Annotated in this window: 22 protein-coding genes; 11 read left to right on the top strand and 11 right to left on the bottom strand. The window is 44.7% G+C overall.

Annotated features, from left to right (window positions below; all coding sequences use genetic code 11):
* The first annotated feature begins 44 nt into the window (after window positions 1–44).
* On the top strand, window positions 45–203 hold the full coding sequence (locus tag RIE73_RS11545; protein WP_446401298.1) for a hypothetical protein: 159 nt from the start codon (window positions 45–47) through the stop codon (window positions 201–203).
* A gap of 140 nt (window positions 204–343) precedes the next feature.
* Here RIE73_RS11545 and RIE73_RS11550 read toward each other — a convergent pair whose 3' ends face one another.
* Entirely contained in the window at window positions 344–946 is a 603-nt protein-coding gene (locus RIE73_RS11550; protein ID WP_446401299.1) for a DUF1517 domain-containing protein, read from the bottom strand.
* A 126-nt stretch (window positions 947–1,072) separates the two neighbouring features.
* Between RIE73_RS11550 and RIE73_RS11555 the strand changes: the two genes are divergently transcribed.
* On the top strand, window positions 1,073–1,537 hold the full coding sequence (locus tag RIE73_RS11555; RefSeq protein WP_446401300.1) for an ABA4-like family protein: 465 nt from the start codon (window positions 1,073–1,075) through the stop codon (window positions 1,535–1,537).
* 731 nt (window positions 1,538–2,268) lie between these two features.
* Here RIE73_RS11555 and RIE73_RS11560 read toward each other — a convergent pair.
* A complete protein-coding gene (locus RIE73_RS11560) occupies window positions 2,269–3,204 on the bottom strand; it encodes a DMT family transporter (RefSeq protein ID WP_446401301.1) in 936 nt (311 codons plus the stop codon).
* Window positions 3,205–3,504: 300 nt separating this feature from the next.
* Between RIE73_RS11560 and RIE73_RS11565 the strand changes: the two genes are divergently transcribed.
* The 4 genes from RIE73_RS11565 to RIE73_RS11580 all read left to right on the top strand — a co-directional run bounded on the left by RIE73_RS11565 (window position 3,505) and on the right by RIE73_RS11580 (window position 6,565).
* On the top strand, window positions 3,505–4,128 hold the full coding sequence (locus RIE73_RS11565) for a class I SAM-dependent methyltransferase (protein ID WP_446401302.1): 624 nt from the start codon (window positions 3,505–3,507) through the stop codon (window positions 4,126–4,128).
* A 312-nt stretch (window positions 4,129–4,440) separates the two neighbouring features.
* Window positions 4,441–5,094 carry a PEP-CTERM sorting domain-containing protein gene (locus RIE73_RS11570; RefSeq protein WP_446401303.1) on the top strand — a complete coding sequence of 218 codons (654 nt, stop codon included), beginning with the start codon at window positions 4,441–4,443 and terminating at the stop codon, window positions 5,092–5,094.
* A gap of 116 nt (window positions 5,095–5,210) precedes the next feature.
* Window positions 5,211–5,912, top strand: coding sequence for a uracil-DNA glycosylase (locus tag RIE73_RS11575; protein WP_446401304.1), 702 nt, complete (start codon window positions 5,211–5,213; stop codon window positions 5,910–5,912).
* Between the two features lie 449 nt (window positions 5,913–6,361).
* The gene (locus RIE73_RS11580; RefSeq protein WP_446401305.1) at window positions 6,362–6,565 is read left to right on the top strand and encodes a hypothetical protein; all 204 of its coding nucleotides are present in this window, start codon (window positions 6,362–6,364) and stop codon (window positions 6,563–6,565) included.
* Between the two features lie 52 nt (window positions 6,566–6,617).
* Here RIE73_RS11580 and RIE73_RS11585 read toward each other — a convergent pair whose 3' ends face one another.
* The 3 genes from RIE73_RS11585 to mgsA are packed head-to-tail and all read right to left on the bottom strand — an operon-like array spanning window position 6,618 to window position 9,036.
* The gene (locus tag RIE73_RS11585) at window positions 6,618–7,364 is read right to left on the bottom strand and encodes a 4'-phosphopantetheinyl transferase family protein (protein WP_446401306.1); all 747 of its coding nucleotides are present in this window, start codon (window positions 7,362–7,364) and stop codon (window positions 6,618–6,620) included.
* 3 nt (window positions 7,365–7,367) lie between these two features.
* Window positions 7,368–7,703, bottom strand: coding sequence for a DUF4870 domain-containing protein (locus RIE73_RS11590; RefSeq protein WP_446401356.1), 336 nt, complete (start codon window positions 7,701–7,703; stop codon window positions 7,368–7,370).
* Between the two features lies 1 nt (window position 7,704).
* Window positions 7,705–9,036 carry a methylglyoxal synthase gene (gene mgsA / locus RIE73_RS11595; RefSeq protein ID WP_446401307.1) on the bottom strand — a complete coding sequence of 444 codons (1,332 nt, stop codon included), beginning with the start codon at window positions 9,034–9,036 and terminating at the stop codon, window positions 7,705–7,707.
* A 378-nt stretch (window positions 9,037–9,414) separates the two neighbouring features.
* Here mgsA and RIE73_RS11600 point away from each other — a divergent pair, with 378 nt between their 5' ends.
* On the top strand, window positions 9,415–9,627 hold the full coding sequence (locus tag RIE73_RS11600) for a hypothetical protein (RefSeq protein ID WP_446401308.1): 213 nt from the start codon (window positions 9,415–9,417) through the stop codon (window positions 9,625–9,627).
* A gap of 70 nt (window positions 9,628–9,697) precedes the next feature.
* On the opposite strand, the gene RIE73_RS11605 is transcribed toward RIE73_RS11600, so the two are convergent.
* From RIE73_RS11605 to RIE73_RS11620, 4 genes are all read right to left on the bottom strand, one after another.
* Complete coding sequence (locus RIE73_RS11605) at window positions 9,698–10,348, bottom strand: DUF3226 domain-containing protein (RefSeq protein WP_446401309.1); 651 nt, start codon at window positions 10,346–10,348, stop codon at window positions 9,698–9,700.
* Window positions 10,349–10,350: 2 nt separating this feature from the next.
* Window positions 10,351–11,490 carry an AAA family ATPase gene (locus tag RIE73_RS11610; protein ID WP_446401310.1) on the bottom strand — a complete coding sequence of 380 codons (1,140 nt, stop codon included), beginning with the start codon at window positions 11,488–11,490 and terminating at the stop codon, window positions 10,351–10,353.
* Window positions 11,484–12,119, bottom strand: a complete 636-nt coding sequence (locus tag RIE73_RS11615; protein WP_446401311.1) for a hypothetical protein — start codon at window positions 12,117–12,119, stop codon at window positions 11,484–11,486. The genes RIE73_RS11610 and RIE73_RS11615 overlap by 7 nt, the downstream gene beginning before the upstream one ends.
* Window positions 12,120–12,498: 379 nt before the next feature.
* Entirely contained in the window at window positions 12,499–13,197 is a 699-nt protein-coding gene (locus RIE73_RS11620) for a glutathione S-transferase N-terminal domain-containing protein (protein ID WP_446401312.1), read from the bottom strand.
* Between the two features lie 385 nt (window positions 13,198–13,582).
* Here RIE73_RS11620 and RIE73_RS11625 point away from each other — a divergent pair, with 385 nt between their 5' ends.
* From RIE73_RS11625 to RIE73_RS11640, 4 genes are all read left to right on the top strand, one after another.
* Window positions 13,583–16,396 carry a PAS domain S-box protein gene (locus RIE73_RS11625; RefSeq protein WP_446401313.1) on the top strand — a complete coding sequence of 938 codons (2,814 nt, stop codon included), beginning with the start codon at window positions 13,583–13,585 and terminating at the stop codon, window positions 16,394–16,396.
* Between the two features lie 26 nt (window positions 16,397–16,422).
* Window positions 16,423–18,066, top strand: coding sequence for an ATP-binding protein (locus tag RIE73_RS11630; protein WP_446401314.1), 1,644 nt, complete (start codon window positions 16,423–16,425; stop codon window positions 18,064–18,066).
* On the top strand, window positions 18,056–19,570 hold the full coding sequence (locus tag RIE73_RS11635) for an ATP-binding protein (RefSeq protein ID WP_446401315.1): 1,515 nt from the start codon (window positions 18,056–18,058) through the stop codon (window positions 19,568–19,570). The genes RIE73_RS11630 and RIE73_RS11635 overlap by 11 nt, the downstream gene beginning before the upstream one ends.
* A gap of 360 nt (window positions 19,571–19,930) precedes the next feature.
* The gene (locus RIE73_RS11640; RefSeq protein WP_446401316.1) at window positions 19,931–21,715 is read left to right on the top strand and encodes a response regulator; all 1,785 of its coding nucleotides are present in this window, start codon (window positions 19,931–19,933) and stop codon (window positions 21,713–21,715) included.
* 304 nt (window positions 21,716–22,019) lie between these two features.
* Here RIE73_RS11640 and RIE73_RS11645 read toward each other — a convergent pair whose 3' ends face one another.
* Both RIE73_RS11645 and RIE73_RS11650 read right to left on the bottom strand, forming a co-directional pair.
* Complete coding sequence (locus tag RIE73_RS11645) at window positions 22,020–22,925, bottom strand: tetratricopeptide repeat protein (RefSeq protein ID WP_446401317.1); 906 nt, start codon at window positions 22,923–22,925, stop codon at window positions 22,020–22,022.
* A gap of 209 nt (window positions 22,926–23,134) precedes the next feature.
* A complete protein-coding gene (locus tag RIE73_RS11650; protein ID WP_446401318.1) occupies window positions 23,135–23,494 on the bottom strand; it encodes a response regulator in 360 nt (119 codons plus the stop codon).
* Window positions 23,495–23,586: the final 92 nt, after the last annotated feature.

A 23,586-nucleotide genomic window follows, 5' to 3' on the forward strand; every position in this document is an offset into this window, starting at 1 on the left:
TCTACAGAACCCTTCACGACCTTCTAGGGCATGGCGCGTGAGTTTTGAATGTAGAGGCGGGTTTAGGGACAATCGTAGAGGCGGGTTTAGGGACAATCGTAGGGGCGGGTTTAGGGACAATCGTAGGGGCGGGTTTAGGGACAATCGTAGGGGCGGGTTTAGGGACAATCGTAGGGGCGGGTTTAGGGACTAAAGACAGCTAGTCACCACTAACGGAACAACAAAACCCGCCCTGCCCACCAATAACGGAACAACAAAACTCGTCTTTATGTATAATCTAATCTCAACCGTTAAATTTAATTTTGTCCACCCACTTAAAAGAAACAGAGAACCGATTTCCGCCTTACAGAGGAATCAGTTCTGGAAAATTCACCAACAGTTGTTCATCAGTTAATTCATCGCCAAATTGAGCCGGAGAAAAGTGAACTTGGATAGCTCGCAAGCGTCCCTGGTAATGGAGATTAATTAACGCTTTGAGACCCTCTTCTAGTGCCTCTATATCTGCCAAATTGGTTTCCAATTCCGGCACTTCCCCTTCAACCGCCACAGTAATCATCACAATTAAATTACGAGTGACGGGCAAAGATAGCGGTTCATTCTCCGATGAACACCCATTGAAGTCAGGCTCACTCAAATACCGTTGCGCCGAGTCAGTAAATAACTCACTCACATAATCTCCCGCCTCCCCTTCATCCCAAAACACATCCCCTTCATTCGCCGCCGATTGCCAATAGGTATTGTACTGTAAGAGGTTCTGGCAAATATCCACCAGTCCTTCGCCGAGAATGCCTAAGTCTCCGTCGGATTCCACCGCATCTCGCGCCGCCCGATTCAGCACTCCCAATAACGGTGCGACTTCTGTCCCGCTTAAATGCACAAATAACCGACAGACAACCAGTCGGGTTTTGCCACTCAGTTTATTGAAGCGATCGCGCCAAGAACTCATAGACTGCTCCTCTGCTGGCTCCAAACGAAATAATATGTCACTTATGCCGATCAAAATCGTAACATAAATTTACCCACTCTCCTGTTTATAACGTATTATTTATTAAGCTTCATTTGTTTTAACGTTATGACACCGAGTCTACTCTTTACCATCGCAAATCTATTCGTTTTACCCTTCTGGTTACTGATGATTCTGCTTCCTAACTGGGGGATTACCCGAAAAGTGATGGAATCCTATCTGCCGTTTGTCCCATTAGCGGGGTTGTACATCTACTTCTTCGCCAACAGCCTTACACCCGAATCTGCCCAAGCCTTATCCAATCCCCAACTGGCTGATATTGCCCGCTTCTTTGGAGACGAAATCATCGCCGCCGCCGGATGGACTCATTTTTTAGTCTTGGATTTGTTTGTGGGGCGGTGGATTTACTGGGAAGGGCAACGGACTGGGTTGTGGACCGTTCATTCTCTGGTTCTCTGTTTATTTGCTGGACCGATTGGATTGTTGTCTCACATTTTGACAGTTTGGATTACCCAGAAATTCTCGACGGGTGCGGAAACGGAATCGACGACTGCCTCAACGCCTACTTCATAGATAAGTAGTCGGACATAAATAGGGCTTGATGCATGAGTGTGGAAGATAGACAAGATTTGGGTTTCAAGCCATTTTCATACCCAACAAGTGCAAGGTTTTTAGACTACCACACTCTTGCATCCTGGGATTGCCAGCCGACCTAAGCGCCCAATTTCACCTCAACAGAGGGTTGAAACTATTGCGAAACTATTGCAAGAAAGCCTATTCCCTATTCCCTCTCCCCACCACAAGACTTATTCAGCAGCCCCTAAATAAGGTTAACTATGTTAAGTTTCATGAAAATATCGGTGCGCTTTCAACGATTAGCTTGGCTAGTGCCAAAGGCGATCGCTGACTTTTACAAAAGTTAATAAGCGTGCCGTTTACTTTTGTTCAACTACTTAACTTATATGGCATTCTTTTTTAAATTCGTCTAATTTTTCCCTTCGTCTCCCTTTTCTGTCCCTTGTTCATCCTCCTAAGGTGAATGGCACTGACTTAAGGTTGGTGGGCAATGCCCACCCTACGGTACATCAAAGGTTTTGGTGATTCTCTAATGTTTATTTCAGTGCCATTCTACTTAACTTATATGGCATTATTTTTAAAATTCGTGTAATTTTTGAATTTCGCACAGCGGTACGAGTTGATGATTTTTCTAAATCTAATGAAGGAGCAAAAGTCAAAAAGCCCAGTCCAAGAATTAAAAGAATTAAGGCACGGACTAATTAAGTAATGTACTGGTTTTCTTGTCCTCAAGTTCCCCCATCTTCAACATAAGTTGCCCTAGCGCCAAAAACCGCGATCGCAACGCCTCCTAAGAGAACGGCTGCACCCACTAACACAAAGCGTCCGGGGAGTTCCTGAAAAACAAGATATCCCAAACAACTAGAGACAACAGGTTCCCATAAAATCGCTAGGGTAACCAAGGTGGGAGAAATCCAGCGCACTGCCCAGTTAAAGCTAGTATGCCCAACTAATTGAGGCAATACTGCCATTAGCAAAACATAAAGGTAAACGGCACTAGGATAGCCAAGGTAGCCAACACCAAAGATTAAGGGTAGGGGCAATAAAACCAGTGCGCCAGTGCTATAGGCGATGGCTATATAACTACCAATTCCCAAACCACGCCGCTGGGCTTCTCGACCTAACAATAAATACAAACTGACGATTACCGCACCAATTAAGGCAAGACTATTGCCCAAGGCGGGATTAGAACTCACGTTAACCGTTTCTTGATCCCCTAATGCAATCAGGACACCGCCGATAAAGGCAATACCAATTCCCAGTAGGGTAAACCGAGAGGGTTTTTCCTTAAACCATAGCCAAGATAGCAAAGCTACCCAGATGGGGTTGGTGGTGACTAGAGTCGTAGAAGCGGCAATTGACGTAAAGGATAGAGACGTAATCCAGGCGGCAAAATGTAGGGCAAGACAAATCCCAGCCCCCACAGCATAATAGAATGCATCAGGACTAAGCTGATGCGATCGCAGGTTTCGCCAAGCGGGTACTATGAATAAAGATGCCAGGGTTAGGCGAGAAGCCGACAGAAACAGGCTAAATCCAACGCCACTCAAGCCAGCCGCCGTATTCGCTAACCGAATAAAAATGGCGGCGCTGGAAACTGCCAAGACACCAGCGGCTAACACCAGTCCCACTTGCCACGGTAACGGTTGCTTGGACGTTTTCACAACTTTATGCTCCCGATTCCATACTTGGAGTTTAGACCAGAAGGGACGCTTTTTTGGCATCTATACCGTAGGGTGGGCATTGCCCACCAGGTTGTAGGTTGGGTTGACGACTGTTACCCAACAGAATCTAGGGCTAAGGTTCCCTACTACGAACCCAAGCTAATCTACCAAATAAGGTGTGCCATGCCACTAGGTTGACACGGATGGAAGACAGTACCTGCGACGAACGGTCTCCGACACAAACCCGCCTAAACTTGTGTTATACCGTTGAATTAGTGTGAGTAATCTATCTGAACTCAAGTGACAAGCGACGTTTATCGCCATAAGCAAAAGCTCTTTGATCGGTGGGCACCGAACTACGACCTGCTGTTTACCACAATTTTCTACCAAGCAGTTCACAAACGGTTGTTGGAGTACATAGAACTACCGGAAAATCCGAATGTGCTTGATCTCGGTTGCGGTACGGGTCGATTATTGCATCGCCTTGCCACCCAGTTCCCCACTCTCCAGGGTACAGGACTTGATTTATCCTCCCAAATGCTGCGTCAAGCCCGACAGCGCAATCAGCATCGACCCCGACTCATTTTCAAACAGGGAAATTCGGAGTCGTTACCCTTTGCTGAGGGTCAATTTGATGCGGCGTTTAATACCATTAGTTTTCTGCATTATCCTCAACCTCAACAGGTGTTCTCTGAGGTGAGTCGAGTGCTGCGACAGGGGGGGCGTTTTTACCTGGTTGACTACATCGGTCACCAAAAAACAGTGACCCTTTCTGTCCCCTTATTTTCTAATAACCTTCGCTTTTATAGTCGAGAGCAACGCGAACAATTTGGTCGGGTAGTAGGTATGGAATGCTTGGGGCATCATTTTCTTTTAGGACCTGTGATGCTAACGATTTTTCAACGCATTGGTTCGGCAGAGTGAACCGGGAACGTCATCGCACTTTCTCTGGAGTGAGTGGGGAAGCGAAAATGTGGTATTGTCGGACTATCCGGGTAGGCAATCATATCTTGCTTTGCCGACTTAGCCTTAACCAGTCCTAGCGACTTATGATAAATGATGTCAAGTACTATTTAGGATAGCATGATGAACCGGATCAGAAAAATTGTATTCCATCCTTTGCTTGTTTTAGCGACCTGCCTAGGCTCACTAGGAATCGACCTCCCGGCTGAAGCGTCTTTTTTTTATAATTTCGACTCCTCTTTCCCTAACCCCGATGCGGTTACCACCGGAGGATTGACCAGTCCATCAGGGTTGTCGCCAACGTTTACTACGAGTACAGAGAACGGCATTCTTACCTTAAGTGATAGTCAAAGTGCGAATAATGGGGGTTCCGTTCAAGGATTTTGGGGAATTACCGACCAGGTTTTCACAGATGTGAAGGTATCTGCTATCCTCAACCCAAGTGCTTCCACTGACGATCAACTCGTTCTCTTTGCCCGAGGAAAGTTAAACACGTTTGATACGTATGCCGCTACAATTGATTTTTTTGATGGGGATCTATTGCTCAGTAAAGTTGTTGGTACTCAAGCCATTGTTTTAGATGAAATTGAGGGGGCTTTTAGTGATTTAAATCGCAGCTATTTTCTGGAATTTGAGGTAGTAGGGAATCGACTCACGAGTCGGGTTTTTGATAGTCCTGGTGGCACACAACTGTTTAGTCTGACGACGACAGATCCCCAAGAGAGTTTTACGTCCGGTGTTTCAGGAGTTGGTTTACAACTCAGTCCGACAGCGCTGATCAATCCTCTCAATGGAACCTTTGACAATGTGACTTCAGTTCCCGTTCCCGAACCGACGACATCAGCGGGTTTGCTGTTAACATTCGGTGTCGCGTCTTCTGGATGGGTTGTGAGGCACAAGTTGCAATCCCAAAAGACAAAAAGATGATAATTGGGGATGCCATTTTTAGCGTTTCGCTAACCCCATCTAAATCTTGTGATTTTAGATGGGGACTGCGCTCAACTTTTGTTCAACAAGCAGTCGGATTGTCCGAGCTTAGATTTATGTCCCACGAATCCTCAGAACAACTCAGTCTCTTTGACCAGTCAGGGCTGACATCTTCTACCCCCAGTGACTTCAAACCGGAGTTAATTCCGACGGATGCCAAGGTTCCGATTCCTCCTGGTACTTATGACTCCATGGAGTCTTTGGCGGATCATTGTAATGGTTGTCAGCGCTGTGAATTAGCCGCCACTCGCACCCATGCGGTAGTGGGGCGGGGTGATGTTCATGCTCCAATTATGATCATTGGGGAAGCTCCTGGGCAAAATGAAGACGAGCAAGGGTTACCGTTTGTCGGTAGAGCCGGACAATTGCTGGAGAAGATTCTCGCCGCCGTCAAACTGGATAGTGAACGGGATGTCTATATCTGTAATGTGAATAAATGCCGCCCTCCGGGGAATCGAGTACCGACTCCTGATGAAGTTGCAGCTTGTAAACCGTATTTACTCGAACAAATTCGCTTAGTTAATCCCAAAATTATTCTGCTCACCGGCGCAACAGCGGTTAAGGGGTTAACGGGTGAAAAGCGCGGCATTACTAAGATTCGTGGCACTTGGATGGAATGGGAGGGGCGACTGTGTATGCCCATTTTCCATCCCGCCTACCTATTGCGAAATCCCTCACGAGAGCCGGGTAAGCCGAAGTGGTTGATGTGGCAAGATATTCAGGCGGTGCGTGCCAAATTAGATGAACTGCAAATGTAGAGACGTAGCAGGCTACGTCTGGAAGCGGGTAAGGTTTGCTGATTTTTATCTCCTCGCTCTAAATTTCATCAAAACTTTACTTAAAGCACCGGGTTGAGGGTGTGATGCTTTACATAACTTTAGTTAGGGTATTGAATGAAAGCCAAGTTGTGAGTATTTAGGGCTTGGCATCAACAAGGAACTAACGCAGGAAACGGGGTGTAGTCAAGATGTGTAGCCTTCAACACAGTCAAGATAAAGAAATGCGTAAGTTCTGGACAAGTTTTTGTAAAGATTGCTGAAATCCAGGTAGTCGCTCTGAATGTATCCAGTAGGGATGGAGCCGCTCACCAGGATTGTACCGCTCGAAACAGCAATATTCGAGACAGGAAGGCAAAACCTCAACCACCGATCGCAGGAGCCTAAAACCGATGAATAGGCATAAGCAGTGGAAAAAGGCATGTTTCAAAGTGACGACTTGGGTTTTATCTGAGATTGTATTAAATGTGTTGGGATTAGATGATTTGGCTGACTATAGTGAATTTATTTTCGATCCAGAGGTGATCGTCTCTCAACATCATTCTGTCATTCTCGTAGCTCCACCTCATCCGCCACAAGTTGAGCAAGATTCGCTGTTTGGTCAAACAATCTGCGATCGCGTCGAGTTAGTTTAAGTCATTTGTCATTTGTCATTTGTCATTCGTCCTTTGTCCTTTGTCCAGGAACTTAATGTTCAAACTCAAGACATTTGATCTGCCAATTCTGCCCAAATACGGCAACAGCCGCCACATAATCCGATGCTGGGATCAAGGGAAAAAGTGACCAATGAGACGCCGCGTTAGAGTCTCCCGCGATACTCAGAAATTTAACCGCTTCTCCTGGCATCAAAGAGACTTCAATGTCTGATAACTTGGCTAACCCATCACCAGTTGCTTTTAAATAGGCTTCTTTGCGTGTCCAACCGTTGAAAAACGCGAGTTGTTGCTGATCCCCAGCCAGAGTCCGAATTGCCGCATATTCTCTCGGTGTAAAGAAACGTTGTGCTAGTTTCTCTGCATCAGGCATCGGACGCCGATATTCAAGATCGATCCCCAGTTTCAAGGTTGATGATAGAGCATACAAGGCTAATCCATGAGAATGAGACAGATTAAAACCTAGTGTTTTATCGGAGTTGATAGTTTTAAGGGTGGGTTTGCCACGGGGACTATAGTCAAATTGGATTTGATTAGGCAGTTGATTTAAATAGCGACCCAAGATTGTCCGTAAAATCCCTCGACCTGCAATAAAATGGTTGCGATCGCGCTCAAAGTAGAATCGCTTTGCCCGTTGCTGTTCATCGGGGGAAAGGAGTTGTGCGAATCTCTCGATTTGGGCGATCGGTTGATTGAGATCCGCCCGCCAGACATGGATCTCCTGGGTAGAGAGGACTAAGCTAGAGGGTGGAGAATGCCAAAGCGGTTTCCCAGTTGTCATCACCTACACCAATCTCAAAATAAACGGATAACGGTAGGGTTGGTTGGGATCATCCAGAACCTTGATCAGAGCAATAATCGGCATGATTAGACTGACCAAACCTAAAATAATCAGTAAGGGGATGCCAATTACGACAGCGATTAGCAGGACAAAAATAAAAGCATAGATATAGAGATTAATGTAAAAATTTAGAGATTCTTTGGCATTTGCCTTAACAATCGGATCATCCGTCACCAACAAAATCACAATCGGGATCGCAACCGATAAAATTGCTGAACTCAACAATATCGAGCCATGGCATAGCGCTGATAAAAGCTTGCGTTGCTCAAGATCATGCATATTACTCATCAGTAACTCCTGGTATTAGCTCTGGTTCACTAACGGGTGGTTGCTCATCCGCAGGCTGGGATACTTCTAGGGGAGCAATCACGGTTAATCCCTGGGGAATACATTCAATCGTGACTGGAGTTGTGCCGATAATTTCCCCATCGACAACCACTTTTTGGGGAGGGTTGGTGTTGACCTTAATTTGTCCCGTCCGTAGACAAATTGTATCCTCTCGACGGGCGGCTCGCCGCATTAATGCAGCACCGAGTAAATCCACGATCGCATCCATGGCTTCGATTTTGGTGTTTTGGGTGTTAATCGTGACTTCCAACAACCCATCATTGGCAATCACTTGTCCCATTCCCTGTGCCATTAGAGAGGTTGGTGGTGCAGCGTTGGCGATGGTGATGGCGGCGGCTTGACATTGACTGGTAATCCCGGCAATCTCTAATTCGGCTTCAAACACATTATGTTCGTTGAGTTGTTGCATCCCTGCCAAAATATAGGCTAAGACGCCTAGGCGTTTTTTCGTCTCTCGATCCGCGCGTTCCACAGTTTCCGCTTCAAAGCCAATCCCGGTGAGCAAAATCATCGGATGCTGATTGCACCGTGCAGCATCAACCACCCGCGTCATGCCTGATAAAATCAGTTCACAGGCGGCGCGAAGCGTTGTGGGAATCCCTAACGCCCCCGCAAAGGCATTCGCTGTTCCTCTGGCGATGATCCCCAAGGGAATCTGGCTACCAATCAAAGCACCTGCGACAGCCGAAACTGTACCATCTCCACCGGAGGCGATAATCAGATCCGCACCGGATGCGATCGCCTCTTGCGCCAATTCTGCTGAAGAGCGATCGGGCGTCGTTAAGTGGATATCTAAATGCAGTTGGGGTTTTAAAAGCTGCTGAATCAGCGTTAAATCCTTCTCAGCGTTGCCTTGACCCGAAACGGGGTTAAAAATCAGGTAAGCGAAGCGATTTTTGGCAAAATTGGCGATAATGGCTTCAGCCGTGGCAAGATTAGTAGCCAGAGGAACATTGTGAACGTTACAGATGCGTAACAATGCCTGAATGTCCGGTTCATGGGGTTGAGCGTACAGGGGATCGATGAGGAAAATCACCGCAATCACCTGACCTGTCGCCACTTCCGCCGCAATTTGGGCATCTCCGCCCAAGGGACCCGATAATAGACACTCAACCTCTAACTTACTCCGGTCGTGAATGCGTTGTCCGGTGGTTCCGGTGGCGATTAGGCGGTAACGGGAGAGGATGGGGGTGTATTGTTTAGCAAAGTTAGCAATATCATCTTTTTTGCGATCGTGAGCAATTAAGGCAATGGTTGGGGACATGATGGGATGGGGGAATTCTCATATATTAGTGTAAGTCTCACTGACTTAAGCTGGTTTTGTAGTAGGCACGAAGCGTACCAGAAGCGAAGACAGCGCTGACTACAAACTCTAAAGCTGTAGGGTGGGCATTGCCCACCAGCATACCAATCAGTACCAATCATCTTAGTATAGAGAGAATTGGCGCAGTTGGGAGCAGTTATTTATTTGAGCCGATGTTCAATTCGATACAGTTTGAGAATTGTTACCCATCACTCCATCAGATGAGTCTATCGGGGGAATCAGCAGCACTCGATTTGACTTTACGCTGTTAGGCATCATACAGTCTTATCCAGCAAACTACGATTCGATTTCGTTTGAAAGTCTAATCGAGGAACTCTTATGCTTAGAAAAGTTATCGACTCGGATCAAAATACGCTTTATGGGGTTTATTATACGGTTTATGGATCACTCGCCGGGGATGATCAATTAGTGAAGTCTTACCTCTGGGCAGGTCCTTATGATGACATGAAAACTGCTGTCAATAAGGCTCAAGAACTAAGACATTCCCATCAAGAGGATGTATCCTTTATTGTGAAAAAGTATGTTGAGTGAAAAACTCAGACAGTAACGTCTCAGAGGGCGATAATTTTTAAGGGTTAATTCCGGAAACTTTTCAACTTACTTATAGGTTGTACAAGTTCTTAAACCAAGTCATAAACGGTTGAGCTTGGGGATGTTGGAGATTCCAAATACGCTCTATGATAGCATTATGCAACTGTCGTCCGGGTGAATTTTGCCATGCTAGCCAGGTGTAGATATTCGCTTGATCCAAATGAGCATCTTTAAAAGGTGCGCCTCTACGTTTGGCTTCTGTTACGACGTCTTGGGCGTATTGCCACAACGGTTCACTCTCGTCGGGTATCATGTAGGCTAAAAATGTCTCCAACATTCCTCGTTTTTGGTTATCCGGCATAATCCAGACGCCAAACTTTATTCCATTTGCACTATGGATTAATCCAGTTTTTGGCAATTGTTCCGGAAAGTCAGGCATACTTTTTAAGCAAGCATTTCTGATACTTGTCCAGCGTGCATATAAATCATTATCTGCATCCACGATTAATCCCAATGTTGTCAATCCAGACGCTTTCAACTCTGTAGAGATTATATCAGCATCAATAAAATCGTCACTGCCAAAGGATTCGATGTAGGGAACTTTTTCCCCTATCTCTCTTTTTAGCCAAGGAATTCCATTCGCTTCAATGAGTTCTGGTATAACTCGTCTATCCTGATCTCCCTCTACAATAAGCTTCTTGGGATAATACTTACTTGCCATTTCTAACGTACCTCAATCCCCCGTTGAGCCGCGATAACCATCTCACGTTCAGTGAAAACGACACCTGTTTCTTTCCCAGGTTCTATTCGTTGAATTGTAATTTCATCTTCAGTGTCTTGTTTCTGACTCGCAAGGCTAGCCAAGCTAGTCCAACAATCACTATTATGAGTCGTCGCGAAAACTTGTACATTTAGTTTTTTGGCTGTTTCCAAAATCAGTTTCCACATATCCTCCATCGCGGTGAAATGTAATCCGGTATCAATTTCATCAACCAGCAATACTCCGCCCCTAGCACATACCGTTGATAATGCTAGACCCAACATCCGCCATATTCCATCCCCCATACTCCCAATCGGGACACGCTGATCACTGTCAGCAAGACGCACGACAAATCCACTACGAGACTCTGAAGTTCTGAGGGTTTTAGACGTAATAGAAGCAAGACGCTCAATTTTAGGTTCAATCGTCTGAAGTGCTTTATAGACAAGCATTTCCTCTGGTGTCAAAACGACCTGATCAAACAACTCGGTCATGTTGGTTGTTGTTAAAGATGAGGATGTAATATATTGAGTTTTTGCTGCATGTTTTGATGGCTTACCTATAACTCGCCATCGACGAATATAATCTTCAGATAGTCCTCCATTAGAAGACAAACTGCGTTTCCACCCCTCTCGCTTCTTGCCATCAGTCCAGTAAATCTTAAAAACAAGTTCTATTAAATTATCTGGAAACTCTTCAACGAAACTGGTAGATTCGTCAAATTCAATCTCTGAATCTGCCCTGGAAGCAATCGGTTGTTTGCCTATAGATACGGAAAGTTTATTTTGAAAATTATCATTTAAAACCGATATTAAAAATTCACTGCCTGATTCAATTTCATGACCGTGAAAAAGATGACAGATATCAAGTTCACGCTCTCTTCCGCTTCTTCTACTATCATCACTCCAAAAATATTCACCTCTGTTAGTCATCATTTCAACTAATGGTTCAGGATTAGCTTTAGAGCAAAGAAGTTGGATGGCTTCTAGTATTGATGTTTTACCACTGTTGTTTTTGCCAACAAGTAAGTTAACTCTGCCAAGCTGCTGAAGCTCAAAATGTTTGAAACAGCGGAAATTTTTTATGGTCAGATTTTTTAACATATCTCATTTCCTCCGGTGCTTGTAGATAAATAAGCTTGAATGGGTTGTAAGAGGATTGCTAAAATCTTATCAACTTCCTTAATATAGTATTCTAACTGATCAATCAATACAGTACGTTCCTTTAAGACTAAAAACCGCCAAGCCGTTCCTGTTGTTACAGCACCATAAATTTTATCAATTTTATTTCCGGCGCTTTGGTTAAATATCTGGGCGGCGACCATTTCGGCAATACATTGACCAAATCCTGAGGTGATTTTTTCATTCTTCGCTTCAGCAATTGTAATTACTGGAGCGTTGATATAAAATTGTTCGGCTGAACAGCTAAGAATAAAGTCACAATAGCCTTGTAAGCCTTTTTCGATATCGACATTAAAATCTGTGCCAGAGAATAAACTGACTTGATAGTTCACCTGTCGCCTAATTTCCGATAAAACTGGAGCAATAATAAATTCAGAACGGGCTTTTTCGGTATCAATTGCTGTCGCTAGAGGGATATACTCAGCTAATGTGAAAGTTAACAGTTCTGAGGGTTGTACGCCGAGAATATCCGCGAACAGGTCTTGGGTTTCATCAACGGTTAAGCCAAAATCTTCCTTGACTTTAGCTAAGGTAAAACTGCTATATACCATTAGTAAACCTCTAGGTTAATTGGAATGTTACTGACTTAAAACTGGTGGGCAATGCCCACCCTACTAGCTTGGCAAGGTTAAAACAGTGGTCAAGTATTTCCAAGGAACCCTTATGAGAGTAGCGATCCAGAAAAATTTTACCCACAACTTTAAGCTTGCCAGCCCACTACGGTATATCAAAGGTTTCGGCGATTCCCTAATGCTTATTTCAGTGCCTAACCTGTCATTCTGAACGAAGAAAATAATCTGGACTTGACTTTTCACGGGAAGTCTATAAACCTGAGTCGGGGCGGGTTTAGTTATATCTGGGTGCAACCAAAAAGATAGTAGTGAAACCCGCCCCTACAGACTTACCACTCACCTTGACGCAAATGACAAATTATCGCTGATCTAATTGACGGGAACCAAATAAGGCGTCTCTTGCTTTTTCGTCCATGTTGCTGACCCGTTTTTCACTTAAAAGTGCTAACCCTCGCTGTACCGCAGGACGCTGGTTAATCGCCTCAAACCATCGCTGAAGATGGGGATAATCGGCTAAGTTTTGTCCCTGTTTTTCATGGGAAATAATCCAGGGAAAAATTGCTATATCTGCAATGGAATACTCACCCGCTACATACTCGACTTGGGATAACTGTTTATCGAGAACGCGATACAAGCGAGTGGCTTCATTGGTGTAGCGATTAATCGCATACGGGATTTTTTCGGGTGCGTATTGGCGGAAGTGGTGCGCCTGTCCCAGCATGGGTCCGACGCCTCCCATTTGGAACATCAGCCACTGAATTACAGCATAGCGATCGCGCGGCTGTTTGGGAATGAACTGTCCGGTTTTGTCCGCCAGATACAGCAGAATTGCACCGGACTCGAATAGGGATAGGGGTTGACCCTCAAATCCTTGGGGGTCAACAATCGCAGGCATTTTATTGTTGGGACTGATGGCGAGAAAGTCTGGCTTGAACTGATCGCCGGCGGTGATGTCTACCGGGATGAGATTGTAAGGGGTTTCTGTTTCCTCCAGCATAATGCTGATTTTCCAGCCGTTGGGTGTTGCCCAATAGTAGAGATCAATTGGCTGCGTCATGGTTGAATCGTCCTGCTTCCTTTGCTTTGACTATATTAGACAGTCTGTAGGGATGACAAGCTACTTGAGGGGTAGGCAGGGTGTGGTGTGTAGGGTATAGGGAACTTTTGAATGGTCTGAGTTGATAGCTAGAGGGTACCTTGTTGGTGCATAAAATATTCACGAAAATTTCACTTTTTAGAGTTAAGCCAATGTAACTTTTTTTTGAGTTATTTGTTCTTAGTTGCTTGGCAAAGTTAATTTTTATTAATTTTTAATTGTAATGATTAATGTATTTGCTAGATTAAGCGTGTCCCCAGATGTTTTTTGTTTAAAAAAACAACTTTATCGTAACATTTTCAAGACCTAAATTAACAGGAAACGTCTATATCAGTTGGAGATAGATATGAATCAGCAAGTTAAAGAAAAACTCCAACAAGAAATACAGGATCTGCGCGATCGCTTACACCGGGCTGAGGTGAAGTTGCGGGCGCTAAACCCAGACGCCGTGCCAGGTGTAGGACTTGATCCTCCAGCAACGAGGGCGATCAGACCAGACAATCCATTCCTATGGCAAGCGATTCTGGAGAACACCACCGATCTGATGGCGGCGCTGGATTTGAACGGGCGATATATTGCCTTTAATCAAGCCTATAAAAGCGAATTTATGAAGATTTTTGGGCGAGATATTGACATTGGTACGAGTTTGATCGAAGCCCTAAACCATTTACCGAATGAACAAGCAACAGCCCAGGATATTTGGGGGCGGGCGCTACGGGGTGAAGAGTTTACAATCATTCAGGAATTTGGCGATAGTCAGCGCGATCGCAATACGTACCAGTTTACATTTCACAGTATCCGGGATAACCGGGGACAGATCCAGGGCGCTTTACACAGTGTTAAGAAGAATAGCGCTGACTTAAGCTGGGTTCGTAGTAGGCACTTTAGTGCCATAAGCGCTAAAGCGCTTACTACAAACTCTAAAGTCAGTGACATTCGTGTTAAGAATCTTAGTCAAATTGAGGTGCAAACTCGGCAATCTATCCAGGCGCAAGCCGCCCGACAAGAAAGCGAAGTACGATTCCGCAATGCCTTTGACTACGCCGGAATTGGCATGGCATTGGTTGATGTAGACGGGCGCTTCATGAAAGTTAACCACAGCCTGTGTCAGATAACTGGTTATTCGGAATCGGAATTACTCGCCACCACCTTTCAGGCGATTACCCATCCCGACGATTTAGCCGCTGATGTCACCTTGAGACATCAACTGCTAAGGCGTAAAATATGCTCTTATCAACTGGAAAAACGCTATATCCACAAACAGGGAGAGATTGTCTGGATTCTATTGACAGCCTCTCTGGTGAGCGATGCCCAGGATCAACCGCTCTACTTTATCGCCCAGATGCAAGATATTAGCGATCACAAATCCACTGAAGAAAGATTACGTCAACATCAGCAACATCTGCAATATCTGCTCACCTCTAGCCCTGCGGTGATTTTTAGCACCCAGCCTAAGTCAAATTATAAGCTGACTTACATTAGTGAAAATGTGGCGACTATTCTGGGTTACGCCCCAGAGGAATTTTTGAACGGGTCGGATTTATGGTTAAATCATATCCATCCTGAGGATATTAATGTGATTTTTCAGGAATTACCTCGGAAATTAAATCAGGGGAGTTATTCCTTTGAATACCGTTTCCTGCACGCCGATGGCACCTATCACTGGCTGCTAGATGAAGGGCGGTTAATTCGAGATCAAACAGGTGAACCGATTGAGGTTGTTGGGTATTTCGTGGATATTAGCGATCGCAAACAAGCGGAGTTCGCCCTCAGTCGCAGTCGAGAACTGAAAGAAGCGATTTTTAATGAATCCACTGATGCCCTGTTTTTAGTTAATCCAGAGACGGGACTGACGATCGACTGTAATCAATCTGCTGTTGATTTGTTTGAAGCGGCTAGCGAAGATGAACTGATTAATATTGAAGGACATACTCTGCAAACGTCCCGATTCACGCCCGAAGAGTTAGCCCAGATCAATCAAGCGATTAATCAGTACGGTGTTTGGAGTAAAGAAGTCGAATATATCACCAAAAAAGGGAAACAATTCTGGGGCAACTTAGCAGTCAAGCGAATTCATGTTAGTGATACCGCTATTAATTTAGTCCGGGTTACGGATATCACAGCTCGCAAGCAAGCAGAAAAAGACCTAAAACTCCAGGCTGTGATTACTCGAAACATGGCAGAAGGCATTTGTTTGGTTCGTGCGACTGACGGAAGAATCGTTTATGCTAACCCTAAGTTTGAGCAGATGTTTGGTTATGAATGCGGTGAACTCAAAAACAAATCCGTGTCTATTCTGAATTATGAAGATGAGGAAAATAGCTCTAAAAAAATCACCAACACTATTACTGATAACGTGATTAAAAATGGGGAATATACCTACCAAATTCATAACGTTAAAAAAGATGGAACGCCCTTCTGGTGTCAAGCAACAACGTCTCGTTTTGAGCATCCCGACTATGGCACCGTCATGGTTGCTGTTCAACAAGATATCACCGTGCAAAAGCAAACTCAAGACCAACTCAAAGCCTCCCTCAAAGAAAAAGAAGTCTTGCTCAAGGAAATTCATCACCGAGTTAAAAATAATTTGCAAATTGTCAGTAGTCTGCTACAAATGCAGTCGCGGCGGACTAAAGATGAAGACGTGGCGTTAGTCTTGCAAGATAGTCAAAATCGCATTGCCTCAATTGCCCTGGTGCATGAAAAGTTATATCGGTCTGAAAATTTAGCTCAGATTGACTTTGCCCAATATGTTCCCGATTTAATCACTCATTTATTTGATTCTTATAACATCAGTTCCAGTCGAGTTAGAATTTCCTATCAGGTTGAGGATATTGCTCTCGCTATTGACACAGCAATTCCCTGTGGATTAATTTTAAATGAATTGGTGTCTAACTCCCTAAAATATGCCTTTCCAGAGGATCATAAAGGAGAAATCAAGATTAAATTTAAACGAAATTTGGAGAATAACTCACTTACCCTGCTTGTCCGGGATAACGGTGTGGGAATCCCCAAATCCTTTGATATTGAAACAACCACGTCATTAGGATTAACTCTGGTTTTAGGATTAGTGGATCAGATTGATGGCACCTTAGACCTCAATTGTGACTCCGGAACTGAATTTACGATTACCTTTAGCCATAAACTCAGAACTCGATAATGTATAGAACAAAGGAGCGCCCAATTATGTTTACCAAACCACCCCCAACCTTAAGCAAAACCCTAAAAATTCTCGTCGTTGAAGATGAGAGAATTATCGCGATTAATCTGAAAGAAAGCTTAGAATCCCTCGGCTATACCGTACCTGCAATCGCAGCATCGGGAGAAAAAGCGATTGAAAAAGCCACTGAGTTCCGTCCCGATTTAGTGTTGATGGATATCTGGCTTAAAGGCAATATGGATGGGATTGAAGCCGCGCAGCAAATCTGGGAGCGCCTGAAAATTCCCACAATTTATGTCACCGGACATTCCGATCAAAGTACGGTAGAACGGGCAAAAATTACGGCGCCCTTTGGCTATATCCTCAAACCCGTCAAAGAACAGGCGCTTTATGTGGCAATTGAAACAGCACTCCAGCGATATGAACGAGAACAATTACTTAGCGCCATTCTCAGAGGAATTGGAGATGGAGTCATTGTTACCGATAACGAGGGTCAGATTCAGTTTCTGAATCAGGTGGCGGAATCCTTAACGGGTTGGCAATTGGCTGAAGCCAGAGATCGGACGTTAACCGAAGTCTTTAATATTATCGATGAAGAAACGCGACAGCCTGTTGGGGATGTCCTCACCAATGTCCTAGAACAAGAGACCATTATTTATTTAGAAGAACAAATTTTGTTGATCCCTAAGCAGGGAAAGATGATCCCTGTTGCTGATAGCATTGCTCCGATTAAAAATAACAACGGTGCGATCGCGGGAGCCGTTTTAGTGTTTCGTGATGCCACACAACAGCGTTTAGTCCAGGAACAGAATCGCGCCTTGGAACGCGCCCGCCAATTAGAGTATGATATAGCAGAACTGCAATGTTTGGATCTGCTCCACGATGACAGTTTAAATACAGCGTCATTAGAATTGCCTACATCTCCGGCAAAGATTAAAATGGCAGTTCGGATTCTGGAAACCATCTTAGATCAACAGAGTTTATTCGGTTCACAACTTCGTGCTGATGTCACCGTTATTGCTCGGTATTGGCAAATTGTCCAAGAGCAAGGCAAGCAAAAGCTCAAGCTAGTCAATGATCTGCTGGATATCCGTGCGATTGAGACAGAGGTTTATCCCTTACAACTAACGTTGATTCAAGTCCCCGATTGGCTTCCTGAGTTGATTCAACCGTTTGCAGCTTGGGCGCAATTTCAGCAGCAACAGTTGCATATTGATATTGCTCCGAATTTACCCCCTTTGGTTTCAGATCAGTTAAGTTTGACTCGGATTTTGAAAGAATTACTAAATAATGCATTTCAATACACGCCAGCCGGGGAGAATATTGAGGTAACAGTGCGGGTTTTGGGAGATGGCAATGTAGAGACGTTGCATGCAACGTCTCTACGTCAGGGTAAAAATTTTACTATCGAGATTCAGGTGAGCAATTCTGGGGTAGAAATTCCCCCAGAGGAACAAGCAAAAATTTTTGAGCCATTCTATCGCATTCCAAGTACCTATTCCTGGAAACAAGGAGGAACAGGTTTGGGATTGACAGTAGTGAAAACGCTGGTGCATCGACTCCAGGGCAAAATTGATGTCACCAGCGATCGCGACGGAACAAGGTTCACAATTTTGATACCCAATTTACAATCCCCAGGGATGGAGGTGGAACATGATCATGATCAGTGAACAATGTTTATCAGATATTGACACAGCAACGATGGCTCGAATTCTGGTGGTGGAAGATGAAAGAATTATTGCACTGAACCTGAAGGAAAATTTAGAAGCTTTGGGTTACGGGGTTGTCGGAATTGCCGCCTCTGGAGAAAAAGCTGTCACCCAAGCCGGGGAACTCCATCCTGATTTAGTGCTAATGGATATCTGGTTACAGGGAAACCTGGACGGAATTGGCGCGGCGCAACAAATTTGGGATGCGTGGCAAATTCCGGTGATTTATCTAACCGGACATTCCGATAAAATTACCTTAGAACGGGCAAAGATAACCGCACCCTTTGGCTATATCCTCAAACCTGTGAATGAACGGCAATTATCCGTGGCGATTGAAATTGCCTTGCAGCGTTATGAGCGGGAGCAGTTTTTGAGTGCCGTGCTGCGGGGAATTGGCGATGGGGTAATTTTGGTGGATCAAGATTGTCGGATTCAGTTCATGAATCGGGTGGCAGAATTGCTCACCCAATGGCAATTTGTCGAGGCGAAGAATCGGGAGTTGACGGATGTTTTTCAACTCATTGATGCCCAAACCCAACAACCTGTAAATAACTCAGTGATGTTGGCATTACAAGAGGATAGACTGGTTTATCTTACTGATGATCATGTCCTAATTACCAAGACAGGTGAGCAAATCGCGATCGCCCACAGTGCTGCACCGATTCGGGATAAGCAGGGGAACCTTGCGGGGGTGGTTTTGGTATGCCAAGATATACGCGATCGCAAACAAGCCGAAGCCGCGTTACGCCAGCAGTTAGCCAGGGAACAACAAATCAATCAGTTCCAACGGCAATTTATTCATACGGTTTCCCATGAATACCGCACGCCGCTTTCAATTATTCAAGCCTCAACCTTCCTCATCGAAGCCGATGCTTCATCCGTGCAATCGGAGAACAAGCGAGTCAATTGCCAACGAATTAAACAGGCGGTTAAATATATGGTGGGATTGCTGGAAGATGTATTAACCTTTGGACAAGCCGAAGCGGGTCAACTGATCCTTGATCCGATGCCTTTAGATTTAAACCTTTTCTGTCAACAACTCATCGAAGAATACCAACTCATTGCCAGTGATCAAGCTCAAATAACCTGGATCAGTTGTGGCAAAGGTCAAACCGCTTATCTGGATAAAAAAATTCTGCAACTGATTGTGAGAAATTTACTCACCAATGCTTTGAAATATTCTCCAGGAAATAGTCCTGTTTATCTAACCTTAACCTGTGAAGATGATCGGCTTATAGTAGAGGTGAAAGATAACGGCATTGGTATTCCACCAGAGGATCAACCTTATATCTTGGAGCCATTCCGCCGCGCCCGTAATGCCGGGACAGTCCGAGGTTCAGGGATGGGGTTAGCTATTGTCAAGAAAGCTGTTGATTTACATGGAGGAACATTATCATTTGAGAGTGCCTTGGGTGTTGGTACAACGTTTACAGTAGTTTTACCTTTTCCCGAAGAATTAGTCTAGTCATTTGTCTTATGTCATTGGTCATTAGTCCTATGTTCTACTGGCGTGGCACAGCTAAAATGGTGGAATAGATAAGGCTTGTAGTAAGGGAACCTGAGCCAACTCCAGTTATGCGTTAAAGCACTAAAGTGCTTACTACAAACAAAGCCCTATTTTAGGTGGGTCACGCCGCCATCGTGGGGAGAGTGTAGTGTCGTGGCACACCTAAAATGGTAGATTAGAATTGTAGGGGCGCAAGGACCTGCGCCCAGTTTAAACGGCAAATCTATTCCACAATTTTAGCTATGTCAGTCCAGTAGCGTAACGCACCTTGTTCAACAGGTTTTGCCATGATTATTTATTTAAAGGTCGTTTTTTATTATGAAAAAATTAGCCCAAAAAATCTCTCAAAAACTGATAACTATTCTCATCGTCGAAGATGAGCGAATTATCGCCATCAACCTGAAAGAACAGTTAGAATCCTTTGGGTATCATATTTGTGCGATCGCCACATCGGGAGAGAAAGCCGTGGAAACGGCGACAACCCTCCGTCCTGACTTAGTGTTAATGGATATTTGCCTCCAGGGAGACATGGATGGAGTTGAAGCCGCACAGATGATTTGGGAACGTCTTTCAATTCCCGTGATTTATGTCACCGGACATTCGGATCTGAGTACTTTAGAACGAGTCAAAGTATCGTCTCCCTTTGGTTACATTTTAAAACCGATTAAAGAACGAGAATTATTTGTCGCGATTGATATTGCCTTACATCGCTATTCCCGCGAACAATTACTCACCACGGTTCTCCGTGAAATGGGGGATGGTGTGATCGTCACGGATACTCAATGTCGCATTCGCTTTCTCAACGCAGTCGCACAAGCGTTGACAGGATGGCAGTTTATTGAAGCAATTGATCGAGAGTTCACTGAGGTGTTTCAACTGGTGACTCAAAACACAAGGCAATCGGTCAACCTGCCGTTAAAAGCAGCGATTGAAAGCAATTTTGCCTTTTCAATTCCCAAAGATAGTTTCTTGATTGCCCGACCAAAAAAAAGGATTCCCATTGGGGGTAGTTTAACACCCATTCACGATAAACAAGAGAATGTTATTGGGGCAGTCTTGGTATTTCAAGATATCAGCAATTCTATTCAGCTAGAGGCAGCTAAGTTTCAATTAGAACAAGCATTGTCAGAATTAAAAACAACCCAATTTCAACTGATTCAATCCGAGAAATTATCTAGCCTAGGGCGCATGGCAACCGCCTTAATTCAGGAATTCAATAATCCGATTACCTGGATTTGTGGCAATATTGTCTTAGGTCGATCCTATTTCCGCGATATGTTAGACCTGCTACACCTCTATCAGCAAGCTTGTCCTGAACCGGCACCAGAAATTCAGCAGTTACTCGAACAGATTGATTTAGAGTTTATTGCCCAAGATTGGCAAAAAATGTTTAACTCGATTCAGATAGGTGCGGAACGGCTAATGGATGTCACGCTGTCGTTGCAAGCGCTGCGGAATTTCTCGACATTGGATGAACTGGATCAAAAGATGGTTGATATTAATGAAATGATTGATTCAACCTTATTACTGGTACAGCATCGCCTCAAACCTCAAGGTAAAAAGCCAGAGATTCGAGCCATCAAAAACTATGGTAATTTGCCTTGTTTAATGGGCTATGCGAGTCAGTTGCATCAGGTGTTTATTCATCTATTGAACAATGCCATTGATGCGATAGATATGAAGGGATTACCGGGTATGATTACTATTGAAACCAGCCTAATCAGTTGCCCAGTTTCGCGGCAAGCTGGAGTTGAAGGAGAGAGGGAGATGAGCAGATGGGGAGAGGGGGAGATCAGGGAGATCAGGCAGAGAACTCAAAACTATGTCCTTGAGCGAAGTGAAGGATCAACACTCAACACATCTCAAAAAGTGCGAGATGTTGTGGTGATTCGGATTACTGATAATGGTTGCGGAATGACTCAGGAAGTGCAACAACAAATTTTTGACCCATTTTTCACGACCAAATCTGTGGGAACAGCCGTCGGATTAGGGTTATCGGTTAGCTATAAAATTGTGGTGGAGAAACATGGCGGTCAAATCCGGTGTCATTCAGTCGAAGGTGAGGGAACGACGTTTGAAATTGAGTTACCTGTTATTACGTAGGTAGAGACTGTTAAAAGTGATCGTCATTTGTCATTTGTCATTCGTCATTCGTCATTTGTCAGGGAATAGGGAATAGGGAACAGGGAACAGGTGTTAGGTATTAGCACGATTAAAAAAGGGCGGGTTTTGCAGCCAAGTTAGGGAAAACAATCAACAGTAGTCCCTAAACCCGCCCCTACAAACCCGGTTTCCTTGCAGGTGGTTAAGGGTCATATTAAGGAAAATGTATCATTGCTCCCCCTGCTTCCCCAGCTCCCAGACGTAGCATGCTACGTCTCTACATGGCTCCCCCATCTTCCCCATCTTAAGGACTATCATCCCCTTCCGGAAGCGGTTCAGGAAAATCAGGTGTCTCGTTATCACCAGGGGATTCGGTTGGTGCAGGTGTCGGCTGTTCGCTTAATGTAGCCAGTTGCTTGACTTGATCTTTGTACTCCTGGGGGGCGAGAGAAACCGCTGTGGTAAATAGAGGCTTGGCTTCCTCCGTTTTCCCTTGTTGGCGCAGAATTAGGGCTTTAGCTAATACCGGACGAAAATCTTGGGGGTTTTCTTCGATCAATTCGTCATAAATGGTGAGGGCTTCGGTAAACCGCTGTTGACTCAAGTAGACTTCCCCTAACAACAGTTTGACGGAACTCACATCCACTCTACCGGATTGAGTCTGATTCTGTTGTGACGCATTTTGGATCGTCTCTTGTAATAAACCAATCGCTGCTTCTGGACGGTTTTGCTGAATATAGAGGGCAGCTAATCCCTTTAAGGCATTGATATCTCCCGGCTGTGACGCTAAAATTTGACGATAAGCTTGGGCAGCACCTTCGCGATCGCCAGTTTGTTCTCTCGCCTGAGCCAGTAACACCCCATATTCAGGTTGGTCGGGATTCAGTTCTGCTAAGGTTTCTAATGGTGCGATCGCGCCTTCAACATCCCCTAACCGCAGTTTTGCCTCTAAGAGTCCCCGCAAGGCGGTTTGATTTTCCGGTTCTCGCTGTAGAACCAGTTCATACCCTTTCGCTTGTTCTTCGAGTTGTTCTTGCTGTTCGACGGATAGGCTGGGTGTGGCATTCGGTGTGGCATTCGGTGTGGCGACAGCAGACGGCTGATTGCTCTCTACGACACTCCTCAACAGCGGAATCGTCGATATACCCACAAATGCCAGCACGGCTAGCACTAACACGACTATCACCCAAACCCTGCGTTTTTGAGACACAAAAAATTCCTTGAACTCTACTGAACATTATGAACGCCAAGGCGTCGTTTGCGCCAATGGTTGCATTTGGGGGAAGGATATTGCTGTGGATCGGAGTAGATGGAGATGGACAGGACAAGGAAGACAAGGACTAGAAAATACTGGGGCTGAACGCCACAATCGACTGCAATAAATTATCCCAGTTGAGAGTTATGTTTCGGCTACGTCATTTAACTATTTTGATGCTCCAGCAACGTCAAGAATTTATCCACATTAAAGGGTTTGAGAATATGATCAATGCCTAACCCTCTAATTTTCATCAGATTAATTTGATCGGCACTGGCTGTGAGAAAGACAAATTTAGTGTCAGCCGTGCTAGGATCTTGACGCAATGCCTCTAAAACGCCATAACCATCGAGTTTAGGCATCATCACATCACACAAAACTACATCCGGATGAAACTCTTTGGCTATTTGCACCCCAGCCTGACCATTGTCTGCTCCGATGGCATCAAATCCTTCAATTTCCAGCAGTTCGATGAGATTATCCCGGATTAAGCTTTCGTCTTCAATCACTAAAATTTTTCTCATGGGAGATCCTCAGAGTCTACTTTACATTTTGTCATACTTTCGCTCCACCTGAATGGCTATCCTCAGCGGTGATTTCTGCTATCTTAATCAAA

The organism is Coleofasciculus sp. C1-SOL-03 (assembly GCF_040220555.1).
Lineage (GTDB): Bacteria > Cyanobacteriota > Cyanobacteriia > Cyanobacteriales > Coleofasciculaceae > Coleofasciculus.